The sequence below is a fragment of the Ohtaekwangia koreensis genome, assembly GCF_900167975.1.
Lineage (GTDB): Bacteria > Bacteroidota > Bacteroidia > Cytophagales > Cyclobacteriaceae > Ohtaekwangia > Ohtaekwangia koreensis.
On the sequence record NZ_FUZU01000001.1, the window covers coordinates 468,580 to 493,258 of the forward strand.

A 24,679-nucleotide genomic window follows, 5' to 3' on the forward strand; every position below is an offset into this window, starting at 1 on the left:
CACAATAAAAAAAGCCACCGGACGTGGTGGCTTTTTGCTCCTCCTCTTGGACTTGAACCAAGGACCCTCTGATTAACAGTCAGATGCTCTAACCAGCTGAGCTAAGGAGGAATTCGTTTAAATTTGGGAGTGCAATATTAAGGACTTGCATCTTAAATTTCAAAAACCTTCTCAAAAAATCTTAAGAATATTTTAAAAAGATTTCAGATTTTATTCCTCTCCCAAAATTTAAGAATTATCCGTAGATCTCATTTAGAATGCCAGCCAGTCGTACACCTGCTTGTAATAGGCGATAGCGCACTACGTGAAAATGCTTATAGCCATACTGATAGCCAAGCTTGCCAGCTCCATAATCATACACTTGCTTGCGATAAGCCATGCTTTCGTATGCCCAATCGCGAACCGAAGTATTTTGCCAGCTTGCCAGTTGGGCAGGTGTTGGCTTCTCTAATGACTGTGCAAGTTCGCTATAGCTCAGTTTCGTATCATCGATCATGTCGCTATCCCACACACGGTGCAGGTTGCTGTCGACACGAAACCACATGATTTTTACGTCATTACCACCGCGGTCGTTTCCTCCGCCAACATGCAATGGCTGGTGGATATCACCAATCAAGTGGATAAGCATTTTAATCCGCTCCGCTTCTGCTTGTCCGGTAAACTTCTTCGATTTTAATTCGGTAACGATGCGTTCAATGGCTTGAATAACATCGCCATTCGGATTCTTCACACTCTGGTCGTACGTCTGCCCATCCTGAATAGTCACCCAATGCCAGTCGGCTGCGTAGTTATAAGTAGAATCAGATCGTATCTCGTCCATCCAAGTGCTGGCGATGGCCATCGACTGACCACTTAAAATCCGGTCTATTTCTTTTTTTGCTTTCTTGGATAAGTATTTTTCAGCAATCCATCCGGTAGCCCGGTGGCCGGTTGGTCCCCAGGCGTTGGCATGTCCGTAGCTCAACAGGGTTAACAGAAGAAAGGCGGCTATTTTTTTCATTTGGATTAATTTATAGGTGCGCATGTCGGTAATCAATGGTAGGAAGACGTTTAGTTTTGAAGGTTTAAATCAAAGTATTGAAGTGTATCTAAGCCGCAAATCTCGATTTTAAAACCAGTTTTCAAACACCCTTTATATAAAAGATATATTACCCGTTTATTATGATTTCTGTTATTGTCGGCAGAACTTTTATGCTGCCGCTATTCTTTTAACTTTATAGGTCTAAGTTTTTAGTGTATGAATCAAACGGTGAAACTTTCTGCATTTCTTGTTGCTAACCAGTTGGATATAAAAGGCATTAAGGCCTTCCTCGATATTAAGCCATTGGCTGATTCATCTTCAGAACTATATTATAATTTCAGTGGTGACAAATACCAATATTATTTCAATTATGGTGTAGTGGTATTCGCAGGGTATAATGAAGACGAGATGAAGTTGGCTATAAAAACGATCTCAGGTTTTCAGAAAAGCCCATCCTTGAATTGGCTTCGCGATGACCACGAGATACGGGTTGAAGAACGTTCTAACATTGCATTTGATTTTGATGAAGTAGTGATCGGAAGACTCGATGATAAAGTAATTCGCATTGCCATGTTTAATCTCGCGCAATCTGTAGCGTTGGATTATTATCATGGTGTAAGTGAGACTTTGCTAACGGAAGTAAAAAGTTTTGCCAACCAGCTCGAGCTTACCGGTAAACTCAAAATCAGCCGAAAAAATATGATGCGCTTCATAGGCAAAGCGTTGAATACACAAAACGAAATCGCGGAGAATATTTACATATTCGATTCACCAGAGCTGGTATGGGACGATGAGTATCTCGATAAACTTCACCAGGGATTGATGAAGCATTTCGATCTACGTGTACGCTATAACGAGGTAGAGTATACTTTGCGAATTATTGAAGACAACCTCTCTGTATTCCGCGAAATTATTCATCAGCGTGAAAGCAGTCTGCTTGAATACATTATTATTATTTTGATTCTGGTAGAGGTATTTGACCTGTTGATCTCGAAATTCATGAAGTTCTCCGTTTGATTGTAGAATATCTGTCTATAAATCAGGATTATTACAGCGCATATAGATGTGATTTTTATACGGTCGTTCTGTAAATTGCAGGCAGGTGTAGCGGAAAGGTTGAATGGATAAGAGGATTCTTTTAGGTATTGTATTTCTATTTACATGCCCGGTTTTGTTGATCGCTCAGCCGGAGCCTTACCAGTTCATGCACGTAAACGTTAACGATGGACTGTCGCACAATGAAGTGCTGAGTTTTCTCAAAGACAAACGTGGGTTTCTTTGGATTGGCACCGTCTCCGGATTGAATCGGTATGACGGTTATTCGATGAAAGTCTTTCAGCACGATTCGCGCGATACAACGTCACTCATTCATAATTCAATTCAGGATCTTTTTGAAATACCTGATGGTCGCCTGGGTATACTTACCAACGCAGGACTTACGCTATACGATCCGCAGACAGAAAAATTCCAAAAGGACCTTTCTTCTTTTTACAAGACTTATAACATTCCGCCTGGCGAATTATTAAATATTGTCAAAGATGGTGAAGGTAACTTCTGGTTTATCCATACCTCTGCAGGGTTACTGAAATATACTTCATCGACTGGTGAAATCACCTCGATCAGACACAACGTAAGGGATCTTAAAAGTATAGCATCGGATACAATTTCTTTTTTTGCCCAGGACAATCAGCGTAATAACTGGGTTATCCATGCCAATGGTATAATTGAAAAGATTGTTGTGAAGGGCGGTAGACACGAAGTTATATACCGGAATGACTATCTGTTTCAGCAAAATAAAGGCGCTATATTACAGTATCGGTTTTTGTGCGATCGTGATGGGGACCTTTGGATTTTTATAGCAAATGATAATCAAGGTGTATACTATTTTAGCATCCATAAAAAGGCTTTTAAACATTTTCATCGGGACAGTCCGGATGCCCGGCTAAGCGCAAACATTGTGCGCGATATGCAAGAAGATGAGAGAGGATTAATCTGGATGGGGACGGATCATGGAGGTATAAATCTTATTGATAAAAGTAATTCTTCGGTCCGCTATATTCAGCATCAGGATGAAGACGGAAAAAGTTTAGGTCAGAACAGCATCAATACACTATATAAAGACGAAGAAGGAATTATTTGGGTAGGCACCTATAAAAAAGGTATCAGCTATTATCATGAGAATATAATCCGTTTCCCGCTATATAAACATTCACCCGCGATGCCTTTTGGATTGCCGTATGCTGATGTGAATCGTTTTGTGGAGGATGATAAGGGAAACTTATGGATCGGTACCAATGGTGGAGGTCTGCTATATTTCAATCGCACTAACGGCAGGTTTACACAATATAGGTATAGCGCTGCAAATTCAAATAGTATTGGCAGTGATGTAATTGTAAGCTTGTACATTGATCATGAAAAGAAATTATGGATCGGTACATATTATGGGGGACTTACCTGTTATGACGGTAAAAAGTTTATTCGCTATAATCATAATCCATCCGATCCTTCAAGTTTATCAGCTCAAAGTGTATGGGAAATATTTGAAGATTCGCGCCATAGGCTTTGGATAGGAACATTGAATGGTGGATTGAACTTGTTTGACGACAAGACAAAAACGTTTTCACATTATCGTGCGAGTGATCCCAATTCGATTGGGGCAGACTATATAGCCGCCATAACGGAAGACAAAGCCGGTAACTTGTGGTTTGGTACAACGCTGGGCATAGATGTTCTCAGTCGCGCACGTGGAAGGTTTATTCACTATGAAAGTGAAAGTAATAATCCGCGAAGCCTGAGCAACAATAGTATTTTGGATATTCGGGAAGATAACAAAGGAAGGGTATGGATAGGTACTTCCGGCGGACTAAACTTGTTCGATGGAAAGACGAATACATTTACAGTTTTTACAAAGGAGGATGGCCTTCCTCACAATACTATATTAACGATACTGCAGGATGATTCCGGGGATCTTTGGCTGAGCACACCAAACGGATTGTCTCAATTGATAATTACAAATGAACCGAACGGCAAAACGCAGTATAAATTTAAAAACTACAGTGAAGCCGAAGGACTTCAAGGAAAACAGTTTAATGAAAACGCTGCCTACAAAACTTCCCGTGGCGAACTGATATTTGGTGGCGCCAATGGCTTCAATATATTTAAACCGACACAACTTGGATTGAATAAGTATTTACCCAAAGTAGTATTTACGGATTTTCAACTTTTTAACAAGAGTGTACACGCAGAAGAACGTATTGACGGGCAGGTATTGTTGTCAAAAGATATTTCCGAGACAAGTGAAATTACGTTGCCCCCTGGTAAAAATGTATTCTCGATTGAGTTTGCTGCACTGAACTATATTCATCCCGAAAAAAATCAGTATAAATATAAACTGGAAGGCTTTGATACTGATTGGTTATCTGCAGATAGTAAATCAAGGAGAGTAACATTTACCAACCTTGATCCCGGTGAGTATATATTTAGAGTAAAGGCCGCCAATAATGATGGTATATGGAACAACGAAGGAGCGCATCTGAAAATATCGGTGTTGCCGCCTTTTTGGAAAACCCGTGCTGCGCTTACGTTATACTTCACGTTTATCATTATAGGATTATTGATTACAAGAAGGCTCGTTCAGCAACGGGAGAAAATGAAATTCGCGATGCAGCAAGAACGCCAGGAGGCTACGCGCATGCATGAACTCGATATGATGAAGATCAAGTTCTTTACAAACGTGAGTCACGAATTCCGCACACCGCTAACACTTATACTCACACCGATTGAAAAGATATTGAAGCAAACGAAAGAGCCCGACCAGCTAAACCAGTTTCGGCTTATTCAGCGAAATGCAAAACGTTTGTTGAACCTGGTGAACCAATTGCTGGATTTCAGAAAGCTTGAAGTGCAGGAAATAAAATTCAATCCATCAGAAGGCGATATCATTCAATTTATAAAAGAAGCAGTATACTCGTTCTCGGACCTATCGGAGAAGAAAGATATTCAACTACAATTTCAATCTTCGTTAACTTCACTTGAAACTATATTTGATCAGGATAAACTTGAGAAAATCCTGTTCAACTTACTATCGAATGCATTTAAATTTACTCCGGAACATGGCGCTGTAACGGTAGGGGTAGAGCAAATATCGGAAGGAGAAGAGCAGTGGTTGTCGATTCGCGTGAAAGATACCGGTATAGGTATACCAGCAGATAAACAGGAAAAGATTTTCGATCGGTTCTTCCAGAATGAGTTGCCCAAAAGCATGGTAAACCAGGGAAGTGGTATAGGTTTATCGATCACCAAGGAATTTGTGAAGATCCACGGAGGAACTATTTCAGTAGAGAGCGAGCCGGGCAACGGCAGTTGCTTTACAATAAAGATTCCGCTACGCGAAGTTGGTAGTTACACAGAGAGTATACCTGCTGAATTTGTAGACCCTGTGTTAGCGACCGGGGGGCTCGTTGATGGTAGTGGTGATTCTTTTACTGCGAAGAAACCTCTGGTTTTATTGGTTGAGGACAATGAAGATTTTAGATTTTATTTGAAAGATAATCTTAAATCAGATTACCAGATAGTAGAAGCTTCCAATGGAAAAGACGGCTGGAAGAAAACGCAAGAGCAACTACCTGATTTGATTGTGAGTGATATCATGATGCCGGAAATGAATGGTATAGAGTTGTGTAAAAAAATCAAGTCAGATCAGCGCGTGTCACACATCCCGGTTATACTTCTCACAGCACGTGCTGCTGAGGAACAAAAAGTAGAAGGCTTCCAAGCCGGAGCAGACGACTATATCACGAAGCCCTTTAATTTTGAGATACTCGCATCGCGGATTCAAAACCTCATCGTGCAACGCGAGAAACTTCATAAGAATTTTCCAAAGCAACTGGACGTAAAGGCAAGCGAACTGAACATCACTCCTTTGGATGAAAAGTTTATTCGGAATGCTATTAAGTGTGTAGAGGAAAATGTTTCCAAAACAGATTTCTCCGTTGAAGACATGAGTCGTGAGTTAGGCATTAGTCGTGCACATTTATACAAGAAGATTTTAGCGTTGACGGGAAAATCACCATTAGAGTTTATCCGTACCATCAGACTGCAGCAAGCTGCTCAACTTTTGGAGAAAAGTCAGTTAACGGTAGCAGAGATTGCCTACCAGGTGGGCTTTAACAATCCCAAATACTTTGCACGTTATTTTAAAGAACAGTATAGTATACTACCCTCCGCCTATGCGGCAGGTAAGAGAAAAGGTACTTTGTAATTTTATCCCCCAAAAAGAGACAATTCAATCCTACATCAAAGCGATTCTGTAACCCTTGTCTGACAATTCAGTTAGTAGTTTTGATCTTATTCAAAAAAAGGAATGTCACACGAGAAACTCAAACGTCTGAGTAGAATTATGCTCGCTATTGAAATTGCAATATACATTGCCATTGCAGCTTCGTTGTCTTTCATTGTTTTCTATTGATCTGATTAATAAGGAGCTAGGAATTGAATCAATTCTGCTAGTTCTGAATTTTACTATTCACAAAGGCGTTTTCATGACTTAAAGCCTGAAAGTCATCATTGACTTTTGATTTGTTTGTCCTCATGAGCAGCTAATTTTTCTTCCCGGAAATACTTATCGCCCCATCTTTTATTTTTTGTTGCCTGCCGCCTCGAAAATCACAAATCCAATCATCGAAGCGATTTCGTCCAGTCTTTTGCAACAAATTGATACCCTCAGAAAACGTTTGAGCCTCCACGATCAGACAATTTGATACCCAATCAAAGCCTGTTATACGCCTACCTTTACTGCAATCGATTACGAGAATTTTGCCTTGGAAACCGGTTGCATGAAAGAACACTTAAAGAATGAAAAAACGTATACTACTAACCATCATTTCACTCGCGCTCTTCCTCGGAGCGTGCTCTACCTCTTCAAAGTTTGAAAAATTAACGGATGGCGTTATCGTAACACTTGACGCTAAAGAGGGCGGTGCAAAACGCGTAAGGCTTCAGGTAATTTCTGATGACATTATTCATGTCTCAGCTGCTCCGGTTGACACCTTTTCGAAGGCTCAAAGCCTTGTGGTGCTTCCTGAAGTGACAGGATCAACCTCATGGAAACTAGAGGAGTCATCGGATGCCCTCACACTGGTAACAAAGTCACTTCGGGCAAAAATATTACTCGCCACTGGAGAAGTTTCTTTTACTGACACAACAGGTCAGGTGATTTTACAGGAACGCCAGGGAGGTGGCAAGTCGTTTACACCAATCGCGATTGATAAATTAAAATCTTATGCTATCCGCCAGGTTTTTGAATCTCCTGCTGATGAAGCTTTTTATGGTTTAGGTGGTCATCAAAATGGGCAGATGAACTATAAAGGTCAGGATGTAGACTTGGTACAACACAACATTGTTGATGTTATACCTTTCCTCTATTCAAGTAAAAATTACGGTTTGCTTTGGGATAATTATTCAATCAGCAAGTTTGGTGATCCAAGAGAGTATCAGCCACTCAATACGGTAAAGCTTTATACTAAAGATGGAAAAGAAGGTGGCCTTACGGCTGACTATTATGTAGAGGATAAAATTAAAGAGTCCAAAACAGAAGACAAGATCGAGTACGAATTTCTTGAAACACCACAGGTTGATAATTTCCCGAAAGATGTATCAAGCAAAGGTAAAGTGGTGTGGGAAGGTTCTTTCACTTCTGACAAAGCAGGTATACATAAATTCCTGGTATATTCTTCAGGCTATACTAAAGTATGGATCGATAATACGCTGATAATTGACAAGTGGCGCCAGAACTGGAATCCTTGGACAAATAAATTTAACGTTGATATTAAATCTGGTGAGAAGCATACGATTAAAATAGAATGGAAACCAGATGATAGCGGATACCTGGCAGTTAAACACCTTGACCCATACACTGAAAATCAAGAACAGCTTTCACTTGCCAGTGATGTAGGTGATGAAATAAACTATTACTTCATCAAAGGAAAGAATGCTGACGAGGTGATCAGCGGCTACAGAACAATTACTGGCAAAGCCCCAATTGTACCCAAGTGGGCGATGGGATTCTGGCAGAGTCGTGAGCGCTACGGCAATGCTAAAGATATGCTCGATGTAGTAAAGGAATATCGTAAGCGAAATATACCACTCGATAACATTGTACTAGACTGGCAATATTGGGAAGATCCTAAATGGGGATCACATGAATTCGATCTCAAGCGCTTCCCCGATCCGGAAGGAATGGTAAAGGAGTTGCATGAAAAACTTCACGCTAACCTGATGATTTCTGTGTGGCCGAAATTCAATAAAGGCACCAGCAATTACGATGAAATGAACAAGCAGGGATTCTTGTTCACGCATAACATTGAAAAGAAAAGAAAAGACTGGGTAGGTATAGGATATGAGTCGACATTCTATGACCCATTCAATTTGGAAGCCGGTAAACTTTTCTGGAAGCAGATCGATAAAAACCTTAACTCCAAAGGTATAGATGCATGGTGGCTTGATGCTACTGAGCCGGATATACATTCTAATATTTCTGTAGAGGAGCGTAAAATAAATATGAGTCCTACAGCGATGGGGCCTGGTGTGAAGTACTTCAATGCATACTCACTCATGAACGCGAAAGGTGTATATGAAGGCCAGCGCCAATCCAGTCCTGATAAGCGCGTATTTATTTTGACACGCTCTGCATTCGCAGGACAACAACGTTATGGTGCAGCTACCTGGAGTGGAGACATAGTATCACGCTGGAGCGATTTTAAAGATCAGATTGCAACGGGTATAAACTTCTCATTATCCGGTATTCCATATTGGACTATGGATATAGGTGGCTTCGCAGTTGAGAAAAGATTTTACAATCAGACAGGCGAGACATTGAGAGAGTGGAGAGAACTTAATACACGTTGGTTTCAATACGGAGCTTTTTGCCCGCTGTTCAGATCGCATGGTCAATTCCCATTCCGTGAAATATTTAACATTGCCCCTGAGGGTACACCGGAGTATAGCAGCATGGTATACTATGATAAATTGAGATATCATTTGATGCCGTATGTGTATTCATTAGCTGGCCAAAGCTATTTCAACGACTATACCATTATGCGTGGTTTGATAATGGATTTTCAGGCTGATGATAAAGTATACTCTATTGGCGACCAGTATATGTTCGGTCCTAGCTTGTTGATCAATCCGGTATATGTTGATAAGGCAAGAACACGCGATGTATACCTGCCTGCAACTACAGGTTGGTATGATCTCTACACAGGAGAGTACTTTACTGGCGGTCAGACAATACATGCGACCGCTCCGCTGGATAAAATGCCAGTATATGTAAAAGAAGGTTCTATCGTTCCTGCTGGTCCTGAGATACAATATACCACTGAGAAACCAGCTGATCCATTAACACTATATGTATATACAGGCAAAGACGCAAGCTTCACACTCTATGAAGATGAGAACGTAAACTACAACTACGAACAAGGTAAATATAGTACAATACCATTTACCTATAATGAAGCTACTAAAACCTTAACTATAGGCGAACGCCAAGGTGCTTACAACGGTATGCTTGAAAGTCGTTCGGTAAATATAGTTTGGGTTAAAAAAGATCATGCTGTCGGGGTGAGCTTCAATGCTCATCCTGACCAGATGGTCAAGTATGACGGTAAAACTCTAACCGTAGAGAATAAATAAGAATTCAAATTCCGTGAGGGAACTGGAGATAAACAAAAACAGCTAAACCAAAAATTAACCTATGATTAAAAAAGTCTACAGAAGCATATGGCTCGCTTCCGTATGTTTCTTCCTGGTAGGACTCGCTTCTGCGCAGGCACAGAGGCAAGTTGTGTCCGGGAAAATTACGGATGCTACCGGAGCAGCATTGCCAGGAGTAAGTATATTGGTGAAGGGAACTACCTTTGGAACATCAGCAGATGTTGATGGTAATTATTCTCTCCAGGCGTCACCTGATGACGTATTGGTATTAACCTTTATTGGTTATAAATCTAAAGAAGTAGTAGTCGGAAATCAGACGCAACTTGATGTTACAATGGAAGAAGATATATCTACACTGCAAGAAGTTGTGGTCGTTGGATATGGTGAACAGAAGAAGGCGTTGAACACAGGTGCGAACCTGCAAGTGAAAGGCGAAGATCTTTTGAAGCAGAGTTCAACGAACGCATTACAAGCGTTGCAAGGACAAGCACCTGGCGTGCAAATCACTTCTACATCTGGTCAGCCAGGTGAAGCTATGAAAGTGACAATTCGTGGTGTCGGTTCCAATATTGGAAACAATCCACTGTACGTTGTAGATGGTGTGATTGTAAGTGATATCACATACCTTAACAACGGAGATATAGCATCACTGACTGTGTTGAAAGATGCTGCTTCTGCAGCTATCTACGGTTCACAGGCTTCGAACGGTGTAGTGTTGATTACTACTAAGAAGGGTAAATCAGGGCGCGCACAGGTAACATTCGATTCTTACTATGGTATACAAAATGTAGCACGTAAGGCAGATCTGCTCAATGCAAAAGAATATGCAATCATTGCGAATGAGGCAGCTGTAAATTCAGGTAATTCACCTATCTATAACCAGCATGTAATCGATTCACTGGGTTCGGCTGGTACAAACTGGATGGATAAGATGTTTGTAAAAGATGCGGTTACACAAAACTATTCTATCGGTGTGTCAGGAGGTAATGAAACCTCTGTTTATTCATCGTCACTTTCTTATTTATCGCAAGCAGGTATTGTTGGCGGTAAGGACTTGTCTAATTATAAGCGCTATAACTTTCGCTTTAACTCCGAACACAAATTATTTAAAGATGTGGTAACCGTAGGTGAAAATATGAATTTTGCCTTCGTGGATAACCATGGTATTGGGGTGGGTAATCAGTATAACAATTCCTTACGTGGTGCATTTCAAACTACACCCTTACTGAAAGACGATAAATCTGATACAGTAGGGATGTTCAACCAGGCCAACCCGTACAACCAGATGGTATACAATAACCAAAGTAGGAATAAGACACAACGTATTATTGGAAATGTATACTTCCAGGTTGAGCCTATTAAAAACCTGAAATTCAGATCAAGCCTTGGTATTGACTATTCTTCATCTGATGGGCAAGCGTATAGGCCAGTATTTAAATTGTCTGTATACTCTTTCAACAATAATCCACAGGTAAGTCAATCCATGAGCAAAAATCAGACGATTCTCTGGGACAACTTGCTAAGCTATGGATTTACACTTGCAGCGAAACATAGATTCGATGTAATGGCGGGTACGTCAGTATACAAGTATAGTGGAAGCTTTTTAAATGCTTCTAAGACTGGCTCTGTTTTCAATGATGTAGAACATGCATGGGTAAGCAATGGAACTAGCAATACCGCTACGGCTACTGGTGCAGCGAACGACCCTGATCACAGATTGTCTTTCTTCGGAAGACTTAATTATAATTTCGAAGAAACTTATTTGTTCAACGCAACATTCCGCGCAGATGGTTCTTCAAAGTTTGCGAAAGGTAATCAATGGGGATACTTCCCGTCAGTATCAGCAGGCTGGGTAATGACCAATGAATCGTTTATGGATAATACCAGCAATTGGTTGAATTCACTTAAACTGCGAGCGAGCTGGGGACAAGTGGGTAGTCAGAGCACTCCAGCATTCCAATACCAATCTCCCATAAGATTCACAAATACATACTATATTTTTGGTAATGCTGAAGGTACTCTCACTCCCGGCTCATATCCTAGTAGATTATCTAATCCAAATTTGAAATGGGAAACATCAGAGCAAACTGATATTGGCTTCGATGCTTCATTCCTCAATGGTAAGTTTAATGTAAATCTCGATTGGTATATTAAAACTAACAGGAATTGGCTCATCAATCCTCCTATTCTCGCTACTGCAGGTGCTGAAGCTCCCTATATCAACGGTGGCGGTGTAACAAACAAAGGTATAGAATTGGCGCTGGCTTATAACAACAGCCTTGGTGATCTGAACTATCGTGTAAGTGTTAATGGAGCGTATAACAAAAACAAGGTTAGTAAAATACCGAACGCTGATGGGATTATACACGGTCAGCAATTTCAGATATATGATAACTCATCAGAATTCAACAGAGCATCAAATGGATACCCGGTTGGATATTTCTGGGGTTATAAAACAAATGGATTGTTCCAAACCGAAGCGGACGTAGAATCCTATACATCAAATGAAGGCACACTTTTGCAACCTTCCGCTAAACCTGGTGATGTACGATATGTAGATGTTACTGGTGATGGAGTAATTGATGAGTCAGATAAGACTATGATCGGTAACCCTAATCCTAAATTTACTTTTGGTTTCTCTGTAGGCGCAGACTATAAAGGCTTTGATCTATCGATACAAGCAAGTGGTGTTACGGGTAACCAAATTGTACAATCGTATCGTTCGCCTTCCAACAAGTATGCTAACTATACAACGGAGATGCTGGACCGCTGGCATGGAGCCGGTACTTCTAATAGAATACCGCGTGTAACGGAGACCGGAGAAAACTGGGCTAACTTCTCTGATCTTTATGTTCATGACGGAGATTACCTAAGAATAAATAATGTTACGTTGGGATATGATTTAACAAAGATCATTAAGCAGAATTACCTGACGCAATGCAGACTATATGTATCTGCATTGAACCTGTTCACATTTACAAAATACAATGGCATGGATCCGGAGATTGGTTACGGTCCAGATGCATTTACCTCAGGAGTTGATGTAGGATACTATCCACGTCCAAGAACCTATATGGTTGGATTGAACGTGAAATTCTAAAAATAAAAAATATGAGAAAGCTTAATATATATACAGTAGTTATTAGTCTGCTGGTACTGAGCGGATGTGGTGATTTTCTAGAAACGGAATCGCTGTCAACATCAACTGTGGAGAATTACTATAAGACTCCAGCAGAAGCTTACGCAGCACTTGCAGGTTGTTATGATGGCGTACAGGCATTATGGTCTGGTGGCGTGTCCTTTCCAGTTGCTTCCGAAATATTCTCCGATAACGCGTTCGGAGGAACAGGAAATGGTGATGGATTTGGATATCAGATGTTGGACGAGTTTGATAAAAGCAGATCTCCATCGGATCTAAGTGTATTCGGTGCCAATTGGACAAATTATTACAAAGCGATTTACCGCTGCAATATACTTTTAGCGAAGCTGGATCAGGTTACTTGGGGAACTGATGAAACGTTGAAGACAACCTATGAGGCCGAAGCAAGATTTTTGCGTGCCTTTATGTATTTTGATATGGTGCGTTTGTGGGGAAATATACCTCTTCTAACAGAGGCTTCAGCTGAGAATATCCCGCAAGCTGATCCGGAAGCAGTGTATGCGCAAATTGCTGAAGATTTGAAATTTGCAAGCGAAAATCTGCAAGCGATTACGTATGCTAACCAACCGGTAGCTACTCACGGACGTGTTACAAAGTGGGCTGCTGAAGCGTTGATCGGAAGAGTATATTTATACTATACCGGTTATTATCAAAAGGCAGACCTTGCAGGTGTAGTTACGAAGGCACAAGCGCTTGCGTATCTTGAAGATGTTATTTCAAATAGTGGTCATGGTCTTGTCTCAGATTTTGCCAACCTGTGGCCCGCAGCTTCCGTAGAGAACTACGCTGGTGAGGATAATCAGGAAACAATCTTTGCTATTAAATATAGCTACACCAGTGATTACACTAGTGGAAATGATGATGGTAACAAATGGCTTGTTATGTTTGGCTTGCGCGAGTTTTCTTCTTATCCCTATGGAAATGGTTGGGGCGGAGCTACTGTCAATTCTAAACTTTGGAATGCTTATGACGATACTGATACACGAAAAGTAGCGTCAATAATTTCAATTGATAATGAAGAAATAGACTTTAATAAAATTGAAGCACAAAGAGAATATACTGGCTATTATGTTAAGAAGTATACTCCCATGATCAATAAGGATGGTAAAAGTGTATCTGCTGAGGAAGCCGCGGCCCTTGGACTTAACACTGATTTCCAAATCAGCCAGTTTCAGGATTATGTAGTTATCCGCTATGCAGATGTTCTATTAATGGCTGCTGAATTAGGGAGTGGAAATGCTCAGGCATATTTTGATCAGGTAAGACAACGCGCCTATGGAACTAGTTTTTCCCAGATCCCTGTCACTCAGGAAAGCCTTATGGAAGAACGCAGACTTGAGTTTGCACTGGAAGGCATACGTTACTGGGATTTACTTCGTCAGGGAATTGGTGTTGCCGCTGATGCAATCGCAGAAACTACGCAAGTTTTGAATGGTGGCGTTTCAACAACCAAGCAGATAACGGCAGCAAAAATTTTGGAAACAAAAGGACTGCAGCAAATACCAAATGCACAGATAAGTCTGTCTAGTGGTGTATTGAAGCAAAATACAGGCTGGTAGAGTTGATAAATAATAACCAACTAAGAATATGAAAAACATAAAATATTTATTGCTTATTGGGTGCACGGCAATCGCCTTTTCGTGTACTCCTGACGATCCTGAGCTTGAGGGACTACTTAGCCCATCTGATCTGAAATATACTGTTACACAGGATCCTGCTAACGATCATAGGATATTTCTTTCAAGCGAAACAGATGGTGTAATTCCATTTTGGGATTATGGTCTGGGGATAACAAATCTGGCTATTGATACTCTATACATTCCGTTCGGTGGCGACTTTTGGTTTAAATACAGTGGCTTAGGAAGAGCAGGCATAGTTACCGATTCAACTAAAATATCCATTGCTGAAAATGACCTGACATTCTTTGCCGATCCGCAGTGGAACCTCCTCACGAATGGTGCTGCAGGAAAGACGTGGATATTTGACCCAACGAATCCTATTAGTTATTATGGTCCGAAGTATACAGGCGGTCCAGGAGGAAGCGGTGACGAATGGCTATATGACCCTGGAACTTGCCCAAGCTGGTCAGGCTTTCCCTGCGGAACAGACTGGGGAGAAGTGACTTTTGATTTAAATGGAAGATACAATCTTACCGTAAAACAAAAGTCACCGACCGGTGATACGTATACTACTAAAAAAGGTAATTTCGGTTTTAATATCGCTAGTAAAACGTTGTCTTTCATAGGTGTTCCGATGCTTTCTTCAGCAAACAGTGTAAACTGGAATCAAGCGTATGTATTTGAAGTTTCAGAGGACGTTCTGTATTTAGGATTCGTTGCTTCTGATGGAGGGCGTGTACGTTTTAAGTATATTCCTAAACCGTAACTTTGAATAATCCGCTAAAGCCTATGGTACTTTAGCCGAAGATGACAATACCAAAGTATATGAAGTTACGGACCTAGGTACATGGTGTTCATTTATTTGAGATAATAAATTTTCAAAGAGAGGGTTCTGATGATCCCTCTCTTTTTTTATGACATTAGTAAGAATATAAAATTATGATTCAACGATTACTTTGCTTGAGTTTTGTTTGCGTAGTCAGTATAGTCGTTATTTCCTGTACTCACCAAACGAATTCTCTGCGATATATTGACTTTAATGCAAATTGGAATTTCAGTTTGAACAATCTCTCTTCTGTGGAAGAAATCTCGCGGATTGATTCTTCATGGCGTGTTGTCAATCTTCCACACGACTGGAGTATAGAAGGTGAGTTCAATGAAAAAAATCCGGCAGGGTTTGGTGGTGGTCCGTTGCCGGGTGGCGTTGGCTGGTATAGAAAAATATTTACCCTTGACGCTCTTGATAGTACCAAACGAATCGCGATACAGTTCGATGGTATATATCTGAATAGTGAAGTCTGGGTCAATGGACAATCTGTAGGTAAACGACCTAATGGATATATATCTTTCGAGTATGATATAACTCCTTTTGTTAATTTTGATGGTAAGCCAAATACTATTGCTGTAAAAGTTGATAATTCAAAGCAGCCTAACTCCAGGTGGTATTCGGGGTCAGGTATATATCGCGATGTTCGCCTCGTGAAAACATCAAAAGTTTATGTTGGGTATAATGGTATATTTATTCGTACACCAGCTGTTACGCCTGCAACTGCTTCTGTTCAAATAACGGCAACGGTAAAGAATGATCTGCAAGAAGATAAAACTATAGAGTTTGTAACTGAGATTTATGATCCACAAGGAAAACTTGTTAAGGAAGTAGAGTCTTCCCACCCTGTAAAAGCCAATGAAGCGATTGATGTTGATCAATCGTTGAATGTTCAGCAACCGGAACGATGGTCAGTGCATTCACCTAAACTATACAAAGCTATAACGAAGGTTGTTATCGATGGCAACGTTGTCGATGATTATGAGACCGTCTTTGGTATAAGAAATTTTGAGTTTGATAGTAAGAAAGGATTCTCTTTGAATGGAGAGTATTTAAAAATTAAAGGTGTCTGCTTGCATCACGATTTGGGTTGTCTTGGGGCAGCGTTCAATGTGCGTGCAGCCGAACGTCAGCTAGAGATTATGAAATCAATGGGAGTCAATGCAATTCGCACCTCTCACAATCCTCCGGCACCTCAGTTCCTCGACCTATGCGATCGCATGGGCTTCATTGTGATGGATGAGATGTTCGATATGTGGAAGAAAAAGAAAACAGAATTTGATTATAGTATATATTGGAACGAATGGCATAAACGTGATCTCGAAGATTTTATAAAGCGTGACAGGAATCATCCAAGCGTGATGGTCTGGAGCGTTGGCAACGAAATTGGCGAGCAGTGGGACAGCACGGGGACTGTCATTGCCAACGAACTTGTCGATATAGTTCATACGTTTGATACAACGCGTCCGATCACTACCGCCAACAACGAGGCACATCCTATAAATAGCATTATCAAATCCGGAGCGCTCGATCTCATTGGGTATAATTATAATCATGGCATGTTCGGGAAATTTCCGGAAGATTATCCTGGTAAGAAATTTATAGCGACCGAGACAACATCCGCATTGGCTACACGCGGCCACTACGATATGCCATCGGATAGTATACGAGTATGGCCTATTGCCTGGGATAAAATTTTTACGGATGGTAATCCTGATAATTCCGTTTCTGCTTACGATAATGTGCGTGCTCCCTGGGGATCGACACACGAGGAGACGTGGAAAATTGTAAAGAAGCATGATTTTCTTTCAGGTATGTTCGTCTGGACAGGCTTCGACTATATAGGAGAGCCTACACCGTATGTCTGGCCATCACGGAGTTCCTACTTTGGTATAGTTGATCTGGCAGGTTTCCCAAAGGATGTATACTATATGTATCAAAGCGAGTGGACCGACAAGTCTGTACTGCATGTATTTCCTCATTGGAATTGGACAACTGGTAAGGTTGTAGATATATGGGTATACTATAACCATGCAGACGAAGTTGAATTGTTTTTAAACGATAAGTCCCTTGGAGTAAAGCGAAAAACTGGCGATGACCTTCATGTACAATGGCGAGTTCCATTCGAGCCAGGAGTACTCAAAGCTATATCCCGGAAAAACGGAGCGGAGGTGCTTCATAAAGAAATTCGTACAGCTTCAAAGGCCTCAAGAATAGTATTGGAAGCAGACCGCACGAATATACTTGCTACCGGAAAAGACTTATCGTTTATAACGGTGAAGATTGTAGATGATCAAGGAAATATTGTTCCGGATGCAGACAATCTGGTGAAGTTTCAGGTAAAAGGCGATGGATATATAGCAGGTGTTGATAATGGTGATCCGGTAAGTCATGCGTCATTTAAATCCAATGAGCGTAAGGCTTTTCATGGATTAGCATTGGTTGTTCTTCAGGGTGCAAAAAATAAAGGCAAGATTAATCTGACGGCAACAGGCCAGGGTTTGAAAGAGAATTCAATAACAATTAACGTAGAGTGAGGTATTGTAATTCTTGAATGATAGTGTGTATATAGTTAGATGTTAAATCCGAAAAAGGTTAATCATCTTGTATAAGAGAGTCACTATCAAACCTGAATAAGTATATAGAATAAGAGTTAATAGGGAGAGGTTGAAGAGCGTAACGAATAAACATAAAGACGAATTTATGAACGAGAAATTTTTACATGTAAAGAACAACGGCATGATGTTACTCCGATCATTAGTATGGGGTCTGCTTATTTTAGGAAGTACATCTATAGCGGTTAAAGGCCAGACGGAAACCTATACCTCAAAAAATGTAGCGATAGGTGGTGGCGGTTTTGTGTCAGGTATTATTACCAACAAAACCCAGCAAGGGTTGATATACGCCCGTACTGATGTTGGTGGCGCGTATCGTTGGGATGCCGCAAATAGTAAATGGATTCCATTATTGGATTGGGCGTCTGAAGATCAAGTTGGTTATCAAGGTGTGGAATCCGTGGCAACCGATCCGAAAGAACCGAACAAGGTATATATGTTGGTTGGTACGACATACTTCAACAACGGAAAAACTGCTATACTCCGCTCATCTGATTATGGCAATACATTTTCCATAACAGAAGTTACTTCGCAATTCAAAGCACACGGGAATGGCATGGGGAGGCAAACCGGGGAGAAGCTTGTGGTTGATCCGAATAGTAATAATATACTCTTATGTGGTACACGCTATAACGGTTTGTTTAAAAGCACAGATTCCGGTGCTACATGGACAATATTACCCGGATTGGATATAACAACAACCCCTTCGCCAACAAATAATGCCAGTGATGCCAACGGAATCAGTTTCGTTGTTCTTGATCCTTCCACAGGTTCATCGGGTTCTCCTACGCAAACTATCATCGCAGGTGTAAGTCGCACGGGTGATAATAATCTTTATCGCAGTGACAATGGTGGTGCTACATTTACGGCCATTGCATCCGCACCAACATCGCTAATGCCGCACAGAGCGGTATTGACAAGTGATCGTAACCTATATATTACTTACGCCACTGAGTTGGGGCCATGGAATGTTCAGGGAAGCGGTCAGATATGGAAGTATAATTTGCAAAGCGGAGCATGGACAAATATAACGCCTTCTTATCCTGCGTCCTTTGGTGGAATAAGTGTCGATCCGAATAATTCAAACAGGATAGTTGCCTCATCTATTAATAGATATGATCCGCAAGGAACTAATGCTTGGGGCGACAGAATATTTCTAAGTACTAATGGAGGATCTTCCTGGACAGATGTAATAAATCGGGGTTATAGTTTGGATGCTAATGGGGTATCCTGGATAAATGGTCAGTCTATACATTGGGCAGGGTCCATTGAGTTCGATCCCTTTGATACAAAAAAGGCTTGGGTAATCTCTGGTAATGGTATATATCAAACTGATAATATCGATGCAACTACAAATGTGTGGAAGTTTCAGGTAAAAGGTTTGGAGGAAACGGTGGCACTGGATGCTGTAAGTATACCCAATGGACCATTTGTAAGTGTTATTGGAGATTACGATGGCTTTAGACATACCGATGTAACGCAATATGCTCCTATTCACACACCGAGAATGGGAACTACTACAGGAGTAGCATATGCCGCACTCAATCCCAATATTTTGCTTCGTGCAGGAGCAAAGAAAGTTAACGATGTACAAGTAGGTTCATTGTATTACTCCGATGACATGGGTATATCCTGGACAGAATGTGCTACAACCAAAGGATATAAAGGAAAGGTGGCTATATCTGCTGATGGAAGTACTTTTTTACATTGCCCGGAAGGATCAAGTACAACCTATAGATCAATTAATAAAGGTGCCACTTGGACAGCCGTTACTGGCCTTAGTATTAGTGGAGCACGTCCCGTAGCAGATCCGCTCAATGCTGCAAAGTTTTATGCGTATAACAGCAGCACGGGGGCCTTGTTAGTAAGTACAAATGGTGGCGTATCTTTTTCATCTTCAGGATCTGCCGGAACGGGTGGATCTGGAATCATAAGGGTAGCACCATATCGTGAAGGTGATGTGTGGGTGTCATTGTATGGTGGTGGTTTGAGCCGTTCAAAAGATTCCGGACAAACCTTCTCCAAAGTAAACGGAGTAACGAATTGTTCTGCAGTCGGCTTTGGTAAAGAAGCTTCTGGTCAATCTTATCCTGCTATATATATATGGGGAACGGTAAACAATGTGCGTGGCGCATTTCGATCGGTTGATGAAGGTGCCAGTTGGACACGTGTGAATGATGATGCACATGAATATGGCGGTCTTGCCAATGGAAATTTTATAATGGGAGACATGAATGTATATGGACGATATTATATGAGCACCGCTGGGCGAGGTTTAGTATATGGTGAATCCAACCTGACATGTACTCCTGCTAATGTTGTTCCTCATGTTAAAGTTGGTTCACAAGCCTCTGTACAGACACCTATAGTGTCTGTGTTTACAGGATCTACAGTTTTACTGAGTCCGGATCCCACTACAGGCGGATCGTGGAGCTGGACTGGACCGAACAGTTTTACTTCAGCAAGTCGTGAGATTACATTGTCCAATATTCAGACATCACAAGCTGGTATTTATACCGCTACCTATGTAAATGCTGATGGATGTGAGAGTGCAGCACAAACTTTTTCAATAACAGTAACGGATGGACCAGTTACAGGAAATGAGGAAGATATAGATGATCGTTTTGGTATATATCCAAATCCATTCTCCGCAAATGTTATAATAAAAAATGCGAGCACGGTTAAGCAAGTAACGTTTACGGATATGCGAGGACGGGTAATAAAAACAAGTTCAAATGATCAGAGTGCAATGACTATCCCAGTTGATAACCTTCCTCCTGGAATATATATCATACAACTGACAGATAAGAGCAATGAAAAATACCTTAAGAGAATGGTGAAGTATTAATGAAATTTAATTGAGAAAATGCTGCAATTATCAGTTTCTATAAGCTGAAAATTGCAGCATTTTTTTTATTAGAAGGTCGAAGCAAAAAACTGTACAAATACTATATAAGAAAATGAAAAGGCTTCTTGCTTTGCATATTTTTGATCATTGTTGAAATAGTGACCATATTCATTGCAGTTATCTTAAAACATTTAGGCACGACAACTTCTGAGAGCGAACTTTTGGATTTTCAGGATGACCTCGGGTTCTTTTTGATAGGTAAAATACTCGTAGGTATAGTGGTGACATTCATTCTGTCATTGATTGCGATCGCTATATATTTAGTGGTACTTAGACTAGTGAAACAAGTGTTAAATTATAGTGTTCTGAGAGTATTCTTCTTTCAAGGATTGGGTTGTTTATAATTTGGATTCTCTTTGTGGTAAGTGAGGTGTTTGAGTTGGTCAATGCATAACATAGCATGACTAAAGCCAATGCTGGTGGCTTTTTGAGGTCTTTTAAGGAGATCGGAGGGAGGATAGCAAGAAGCTAATCCGATCTTTCATCAATCGGATGAAAAATGAATATGGTATTGAAGTAAAAGCTAAATGAGAAAGTACATACTATTTTTCTTTTCGAGTATAGTTCTGTTTTTAGTGCTCCAATTTGCTGCTGTCCTTACTGTTTTTTTGCTTGGATTAGCTTCGAGCGATAAGTACGAGCGAGAACAATGGATACTCTATTGTGTTTTTTGTTTGCTGCATGTTATTTTATACTTTTCTATTCCATATTACAGAGGGTTATTATCAAAGCATGAACTTTTGCTTGGTTTTTTGATAATAATTTTCTCATGGACAATTATTGGTTGGTATATATCGTAAAGGGCCTATCACTTTTAAAGCCAAGAGCTTGAACTATTTTTTTGCTGCTGGATTTTATTCGTTCTGGTATATATCTCAGAGACTAGCGTATCGTCTTAAAAACAGCAATGTAACTAACGCTGTTGTTGGCGTTGTGTGAAGGCAGAGCATAAGGTTCACCAACAACGAGTGGAGTATGATGAATTAAAGCATCAGTAGTTATGATGAAAAATTTATTTCCTTGGGAAGGCTGTGAATAACTTGCACAGTCATTCACACTCTGTGTAAAGTATAAACAAAAACCGCTGCTACTCAGTATGAATAGCAGCGGTTTTTTATCTGCGAAAATCTGTCCCGATAGCTATCGGGACGGGAGACAATTACTTCCCAAACGGATTCAAAGCAGAAAGCGCACGCTTCCCACCACCCATCTTGTTCATCGTCTTCATCATTTTACGCATGTCGCTGAACTGCTTCAGGAGTTGATTTACTTGTTGTATAGAAGTACCACTTCCTTTTGCAATTCTATCTTTACGACTGCCATTGATCAAGTCAGGATTCTCACGCTCCTGCATAGTCATCGAGCGGATGATGGCTTCAACAGGCTTAAAAGAATTATCATCTACATCTACATCTTTCAAAGCTTTGCCCATGCCCGGGATCATGCCTAAAAGATCTTTCATGTTACCCATCTTCTTCACTTGCTCAAGTTGCGAGAGGAAGTCGTTGAAGTCGAATTGATTCTTGCGTATTTTTTTATTGAGGCGCGCGGCTTCTTCCTGGTCGAATGCCTGTTGAGCTTTTTCAACGAGCGTCACAACGTCACCCATACCTAAGATACGGCTCGCCATCCGCTCCGGATAGAAGCGATCTATAGCTTCCATCTTCTCACCCGTGCTCACATACTTGATAGGCTTATCAACAACTCTACGAATAGAAAGGGCAGCACCGCCACGCGTATCGCCATCTAACTTGGTAAGAACAACACCATTGAAATTTAAACGTTCGTTGAAAGCCTTCGCGGTGTTCACAGCGTCCTGACCCGTCATGGAGTCAACTACAAATAAAGTTTCGGAAGGATTAAGCGCAGCTTTCAAACGAGCGATCTCATCCATCATCTCTTCATCTACAGCAAGACGACCAGCGGTATCGACAATAACGATACGGTGATTATTCTTCTTGGCATGTTCAATGGCTGCCTTTGCTATTTTAACAGCATCTTTATTTTCGGGCTCTGCATATACTTCAACACCAACCTGCTCACCTAAAACTTTTAACTGGTCGATCGCAGCAGGACGATATATATCACATGCCGTTAATAAAACCGAACGGCCCTGACGCTTCAGATAGTTGGCAAGTTTACCAGAGAACGTTGTCTTACCGGAACCTTGTAAACCAGCGATCAGGATTATCGCAGGACTGCCATCAATTTTAATATCTTCACTCTCACCACCCATCAGGGCAGTAAGTTCATCGTTTGTTATCTTGATCAGTAACTGGCTGGGAGAGATGGACGTCAATACATCCTGGCCCATTGCCTTTTCCTTGATCTCGTCCGTTACCTCTTTGGCAACCTTATAGTTTACGTCAGCATCGATCAATGCTTTACGGATCTCTTTTACAGTAGAGGCAACGTTGATTTCGGAGATGCTGCCTTGGCCTTTCAGGGTTTGAAAAGCTTTTTCCAGTTTTAAACTTAAATTATCGAACATGATGTTTGAAAATGTCTATGGTTCTTATACTCTACACGATCTATATTTTCCCGCAGATTTCGCAGATTTTCGCAGAAACTTCAGGAACGCCTTTCGTTCACCAGCAAAAACTTCAAAGAAGAAAAATCATGCAAGGGTTGCAAAGTTAACCTGCCCCGGATAGGGAAGCAAATTGCTTTTTTAATCTGTTAAATGTTGTACCAGTTCTTCTTTTATCCGCTGGTTTAAAAGAATGGCGGCATTTTTCATGGAATAGTCTTCCGGAACATTTGGATTGGTAAGGGTGATTAATTTTCGAATGTTGAGTTGCTCAAGCCGGTGTTCGGGAAGTTCACAAGTTCCGGCCACCACAAAAAGAGCTTTGTCATATTTTTTTGCAAGCCGTGCTATACCACTTACCACTTTCCCCGAAAGGGTTTGCTCATCAACTTTGCCTTCTCCGGTAATGACTATGTCTGCATGGCGAACATGTTCGTCCAGCTTCAGAAATTTTATAATGAAATCCATGCCGGGGACTACTTTAAGATTTGTAAGTACTTTAAGCGATGCAGGCAATCCACCGCCAGCACCTGCTCCTGGAAAATTTACCGTGCGGCCAAATGTTTTTTCAAGCAACGATGAATAATGCATGAGGCCTTCATCGAGAATCTGTATCATTTCTTCATTGGCACCTTTCTGTGGCGCGAAAACATGTGCAGCACCACGCGGACCATAAAGTGGATTGTCTACATCGCAGAATATAGTAAAGGCAGTAGTTGATAATTTAGTATGCACATTCGTGAGGTCAAGTGTATGTATATATCTTAGGTTTTCTCCTACTGGTTTCAATCGTTCACCTTCAGTAGATAAAAATTGTACACCGAGTGCTTCAGCCATGCCCATGCCGGCATCATTCGTGGCACTTCCTCCTATACCTAAAATAATTTCCTTTACTCCCAGATCGAGTGCATGTGCAATGAGTTCGCCTATCCCGAGCGTTGTGGTTTGCATCGGGTTTCGTTCATGCTTCTTTAATAGCTGCAATCCAGAGGCAGTAGCCATTTCCAGGAATGCGGTTCTGTTATCTTTCGATATACCATAGCGCGCATCTATATTTCGAAACAACGGGTCGTGCACCGAGGCTGTTATATACTTGCCATTACTAGAGGATGTCAGTAGCTCGCACGAACCTTCACCACCATCGGCCATGGGTAGCGTTACGATATTCAGCGCACCGTTCCATTCGAGTAAGGCACGTTTGATCTCGTCACAAACTTGTTGTGCTGTTAACGAACCTTTGAATTTGTCAGGTGCAATAAGAATGGTCATGACTCGTTATGCGGACGCAATC

At 41.0% G+C, this 24,679-nt stretch carries 11 protein-coding genes and 1 tRNA gene; 8 read left to right on the top strand and 4 right to left on the bottom strand.

From position 1 onward, the window contains the following. Positions 1-37: 37 nt before the first annotated feature. Positions 38-111: transfer RNA gene (locus tag B5Y40_RS02030), tRNA-Asn, on the bottom strand. 124 nt (positions 112-235) lie between these two features. Further along, complete coding sequence (locus B5Y40_RS02035) at positions 236-1,000, bottom strand: S1/P1 nuclease (RefSeq protein ID WP_079685039.1); 765 nt, start codon at positions 998-1,000, stop codon at positions 236-238. Between the two features lie 237 nt (positions 1,001-1,237). Between B5Y40_RS02035 and B5Y40_RS02040 the strand changes: the two genes are divergently transcribed. From B5Y40_RS02040 to B5Y40_RS02080, 8 genes are all read left to right on the top strand, one after another. Beyond that, the gene (locus B5Y40_RS02040; RefSeq protein WP_079685040.1) at positions 1,238-2,038 is read left to right on the top strand and encodes an RMD1 family protein; all 801 of its coding nucleotides are present in this window, start codon (positions 1,238-1,240) and stop codon (positions 2,036-2,038) included. Positions 2,039-2,141: 103 nt separating this feature from the next. Further along, positions 2,142-6,281, top strand: a complete 4,140-nt coding sequence (locus tag B5Y40_RS02045; protein ID WP_079685041.1) for a hybrid sensor histidine kinase/response regulator transcription factor — start codon at positions 2,142-2,144, stop codon at positions 6,279-6,281. A 593-nt stretch (positions 6,282-6,874) separates the two neighbouring features. Next, positions 6,875-9,709: a TIM-barrel domain-containing protein gene (locus B5Y40_RS02055; RefSeq protein ID WP_079685043.1), complete on the top strand. Its 2,835-nt coding sequence runs from the start codon at positions 6,875-6,877 to the stop codon at positions 9,707-9,709. Positions 9,710-9,770: 61 nt separating this feature from the next. Beyond that, positions 9,771-12,830 (top strand): SusC/RagA family TonB-linked outer membrane protein, encoded by a 3,060-nt coding sequence (locus B5Y40_RS02060; RefSeq protein WP_079685044.1) that lies wholly within the window; start codon positions 9,771-9,773, stop codon positions 12,828-12,830. An 11-nt stretch (positions 12,831-12,841) separates the two neighbouring features. Then, on the top strand, positions 12,842-14,449 hold the full coding sequence (locus B5Y40_RS02065; protein ID WP_079685045.1) for a RagB/SusD family nutrient uptake outer membrane protein: 1,608 nt from the start codon (positions 12,842-12,844) through the stop codon (positions 14,447-14,449). Positions 14,450-14,477: 28 nt separating this feature from the next. Then, positions 14,478-15,275 (top strand): hypothetical protein, encoded by a 798-nt coding sequence (locus tag B5Y40_RS02070; RefSeq protein WP_079685046.1) that lies wholly within the window; start codon positions 14,478-14,480, stop codon positions 15,273-15,275. A 173-nt stretch (positions 15,276-15,448) separates the two neighbouring features. After that, on the top strand, positions 15,449-17,872 hold the full coding sequence (gene galB / locus B5Y40_RS02075) for a beta-galactosidase GalB (protein WP_079685047.1): 2,424 nt from the start codon (positions 15,449-15,451) through the stop codon (positions 17,870-17,872). A gap of 166 nt (positions 17,873-18,038) precedes the next feature. Then, a complete protein-coding gene (locus B5Y40_RS02080) occupies positions 18,039-20,798 on the top strand; it encodes a T9SS type A sorting domain-containing protein (RefSeq protein WP_159453581.1) in 2,760 nt (919 codons plus the stop codon). A gap of 1,219 nt (positions 20,799-22,017) precedes the next feature. Here B5Y40_RS02080 and ffh read toward each other — a convergent pair. Continuing rightward, positions 22,018-23,349, bottom strand: coding sequence for a signal recognition particle protein (gene ffh, locus B5Y40_RS02090; protein ID WP_079685049.1), 1,332 nt, complete (start codon positions 23,347-23,349; stop codon positions 22,018-22,020). A gap of 180 nt (positions 23,350-23,529) precedes the next feature. Then, entirely contained in the window at positions 23,530-24,657 is a 1,128-nt protein-coding gene (locus B5Y40_RS02095; RefSeq protein WP_079685050.1) for a glycerate kinase, read from the bottom strand. Positions 24,658-24,679 lie beyond the last annotated feature (22 nt).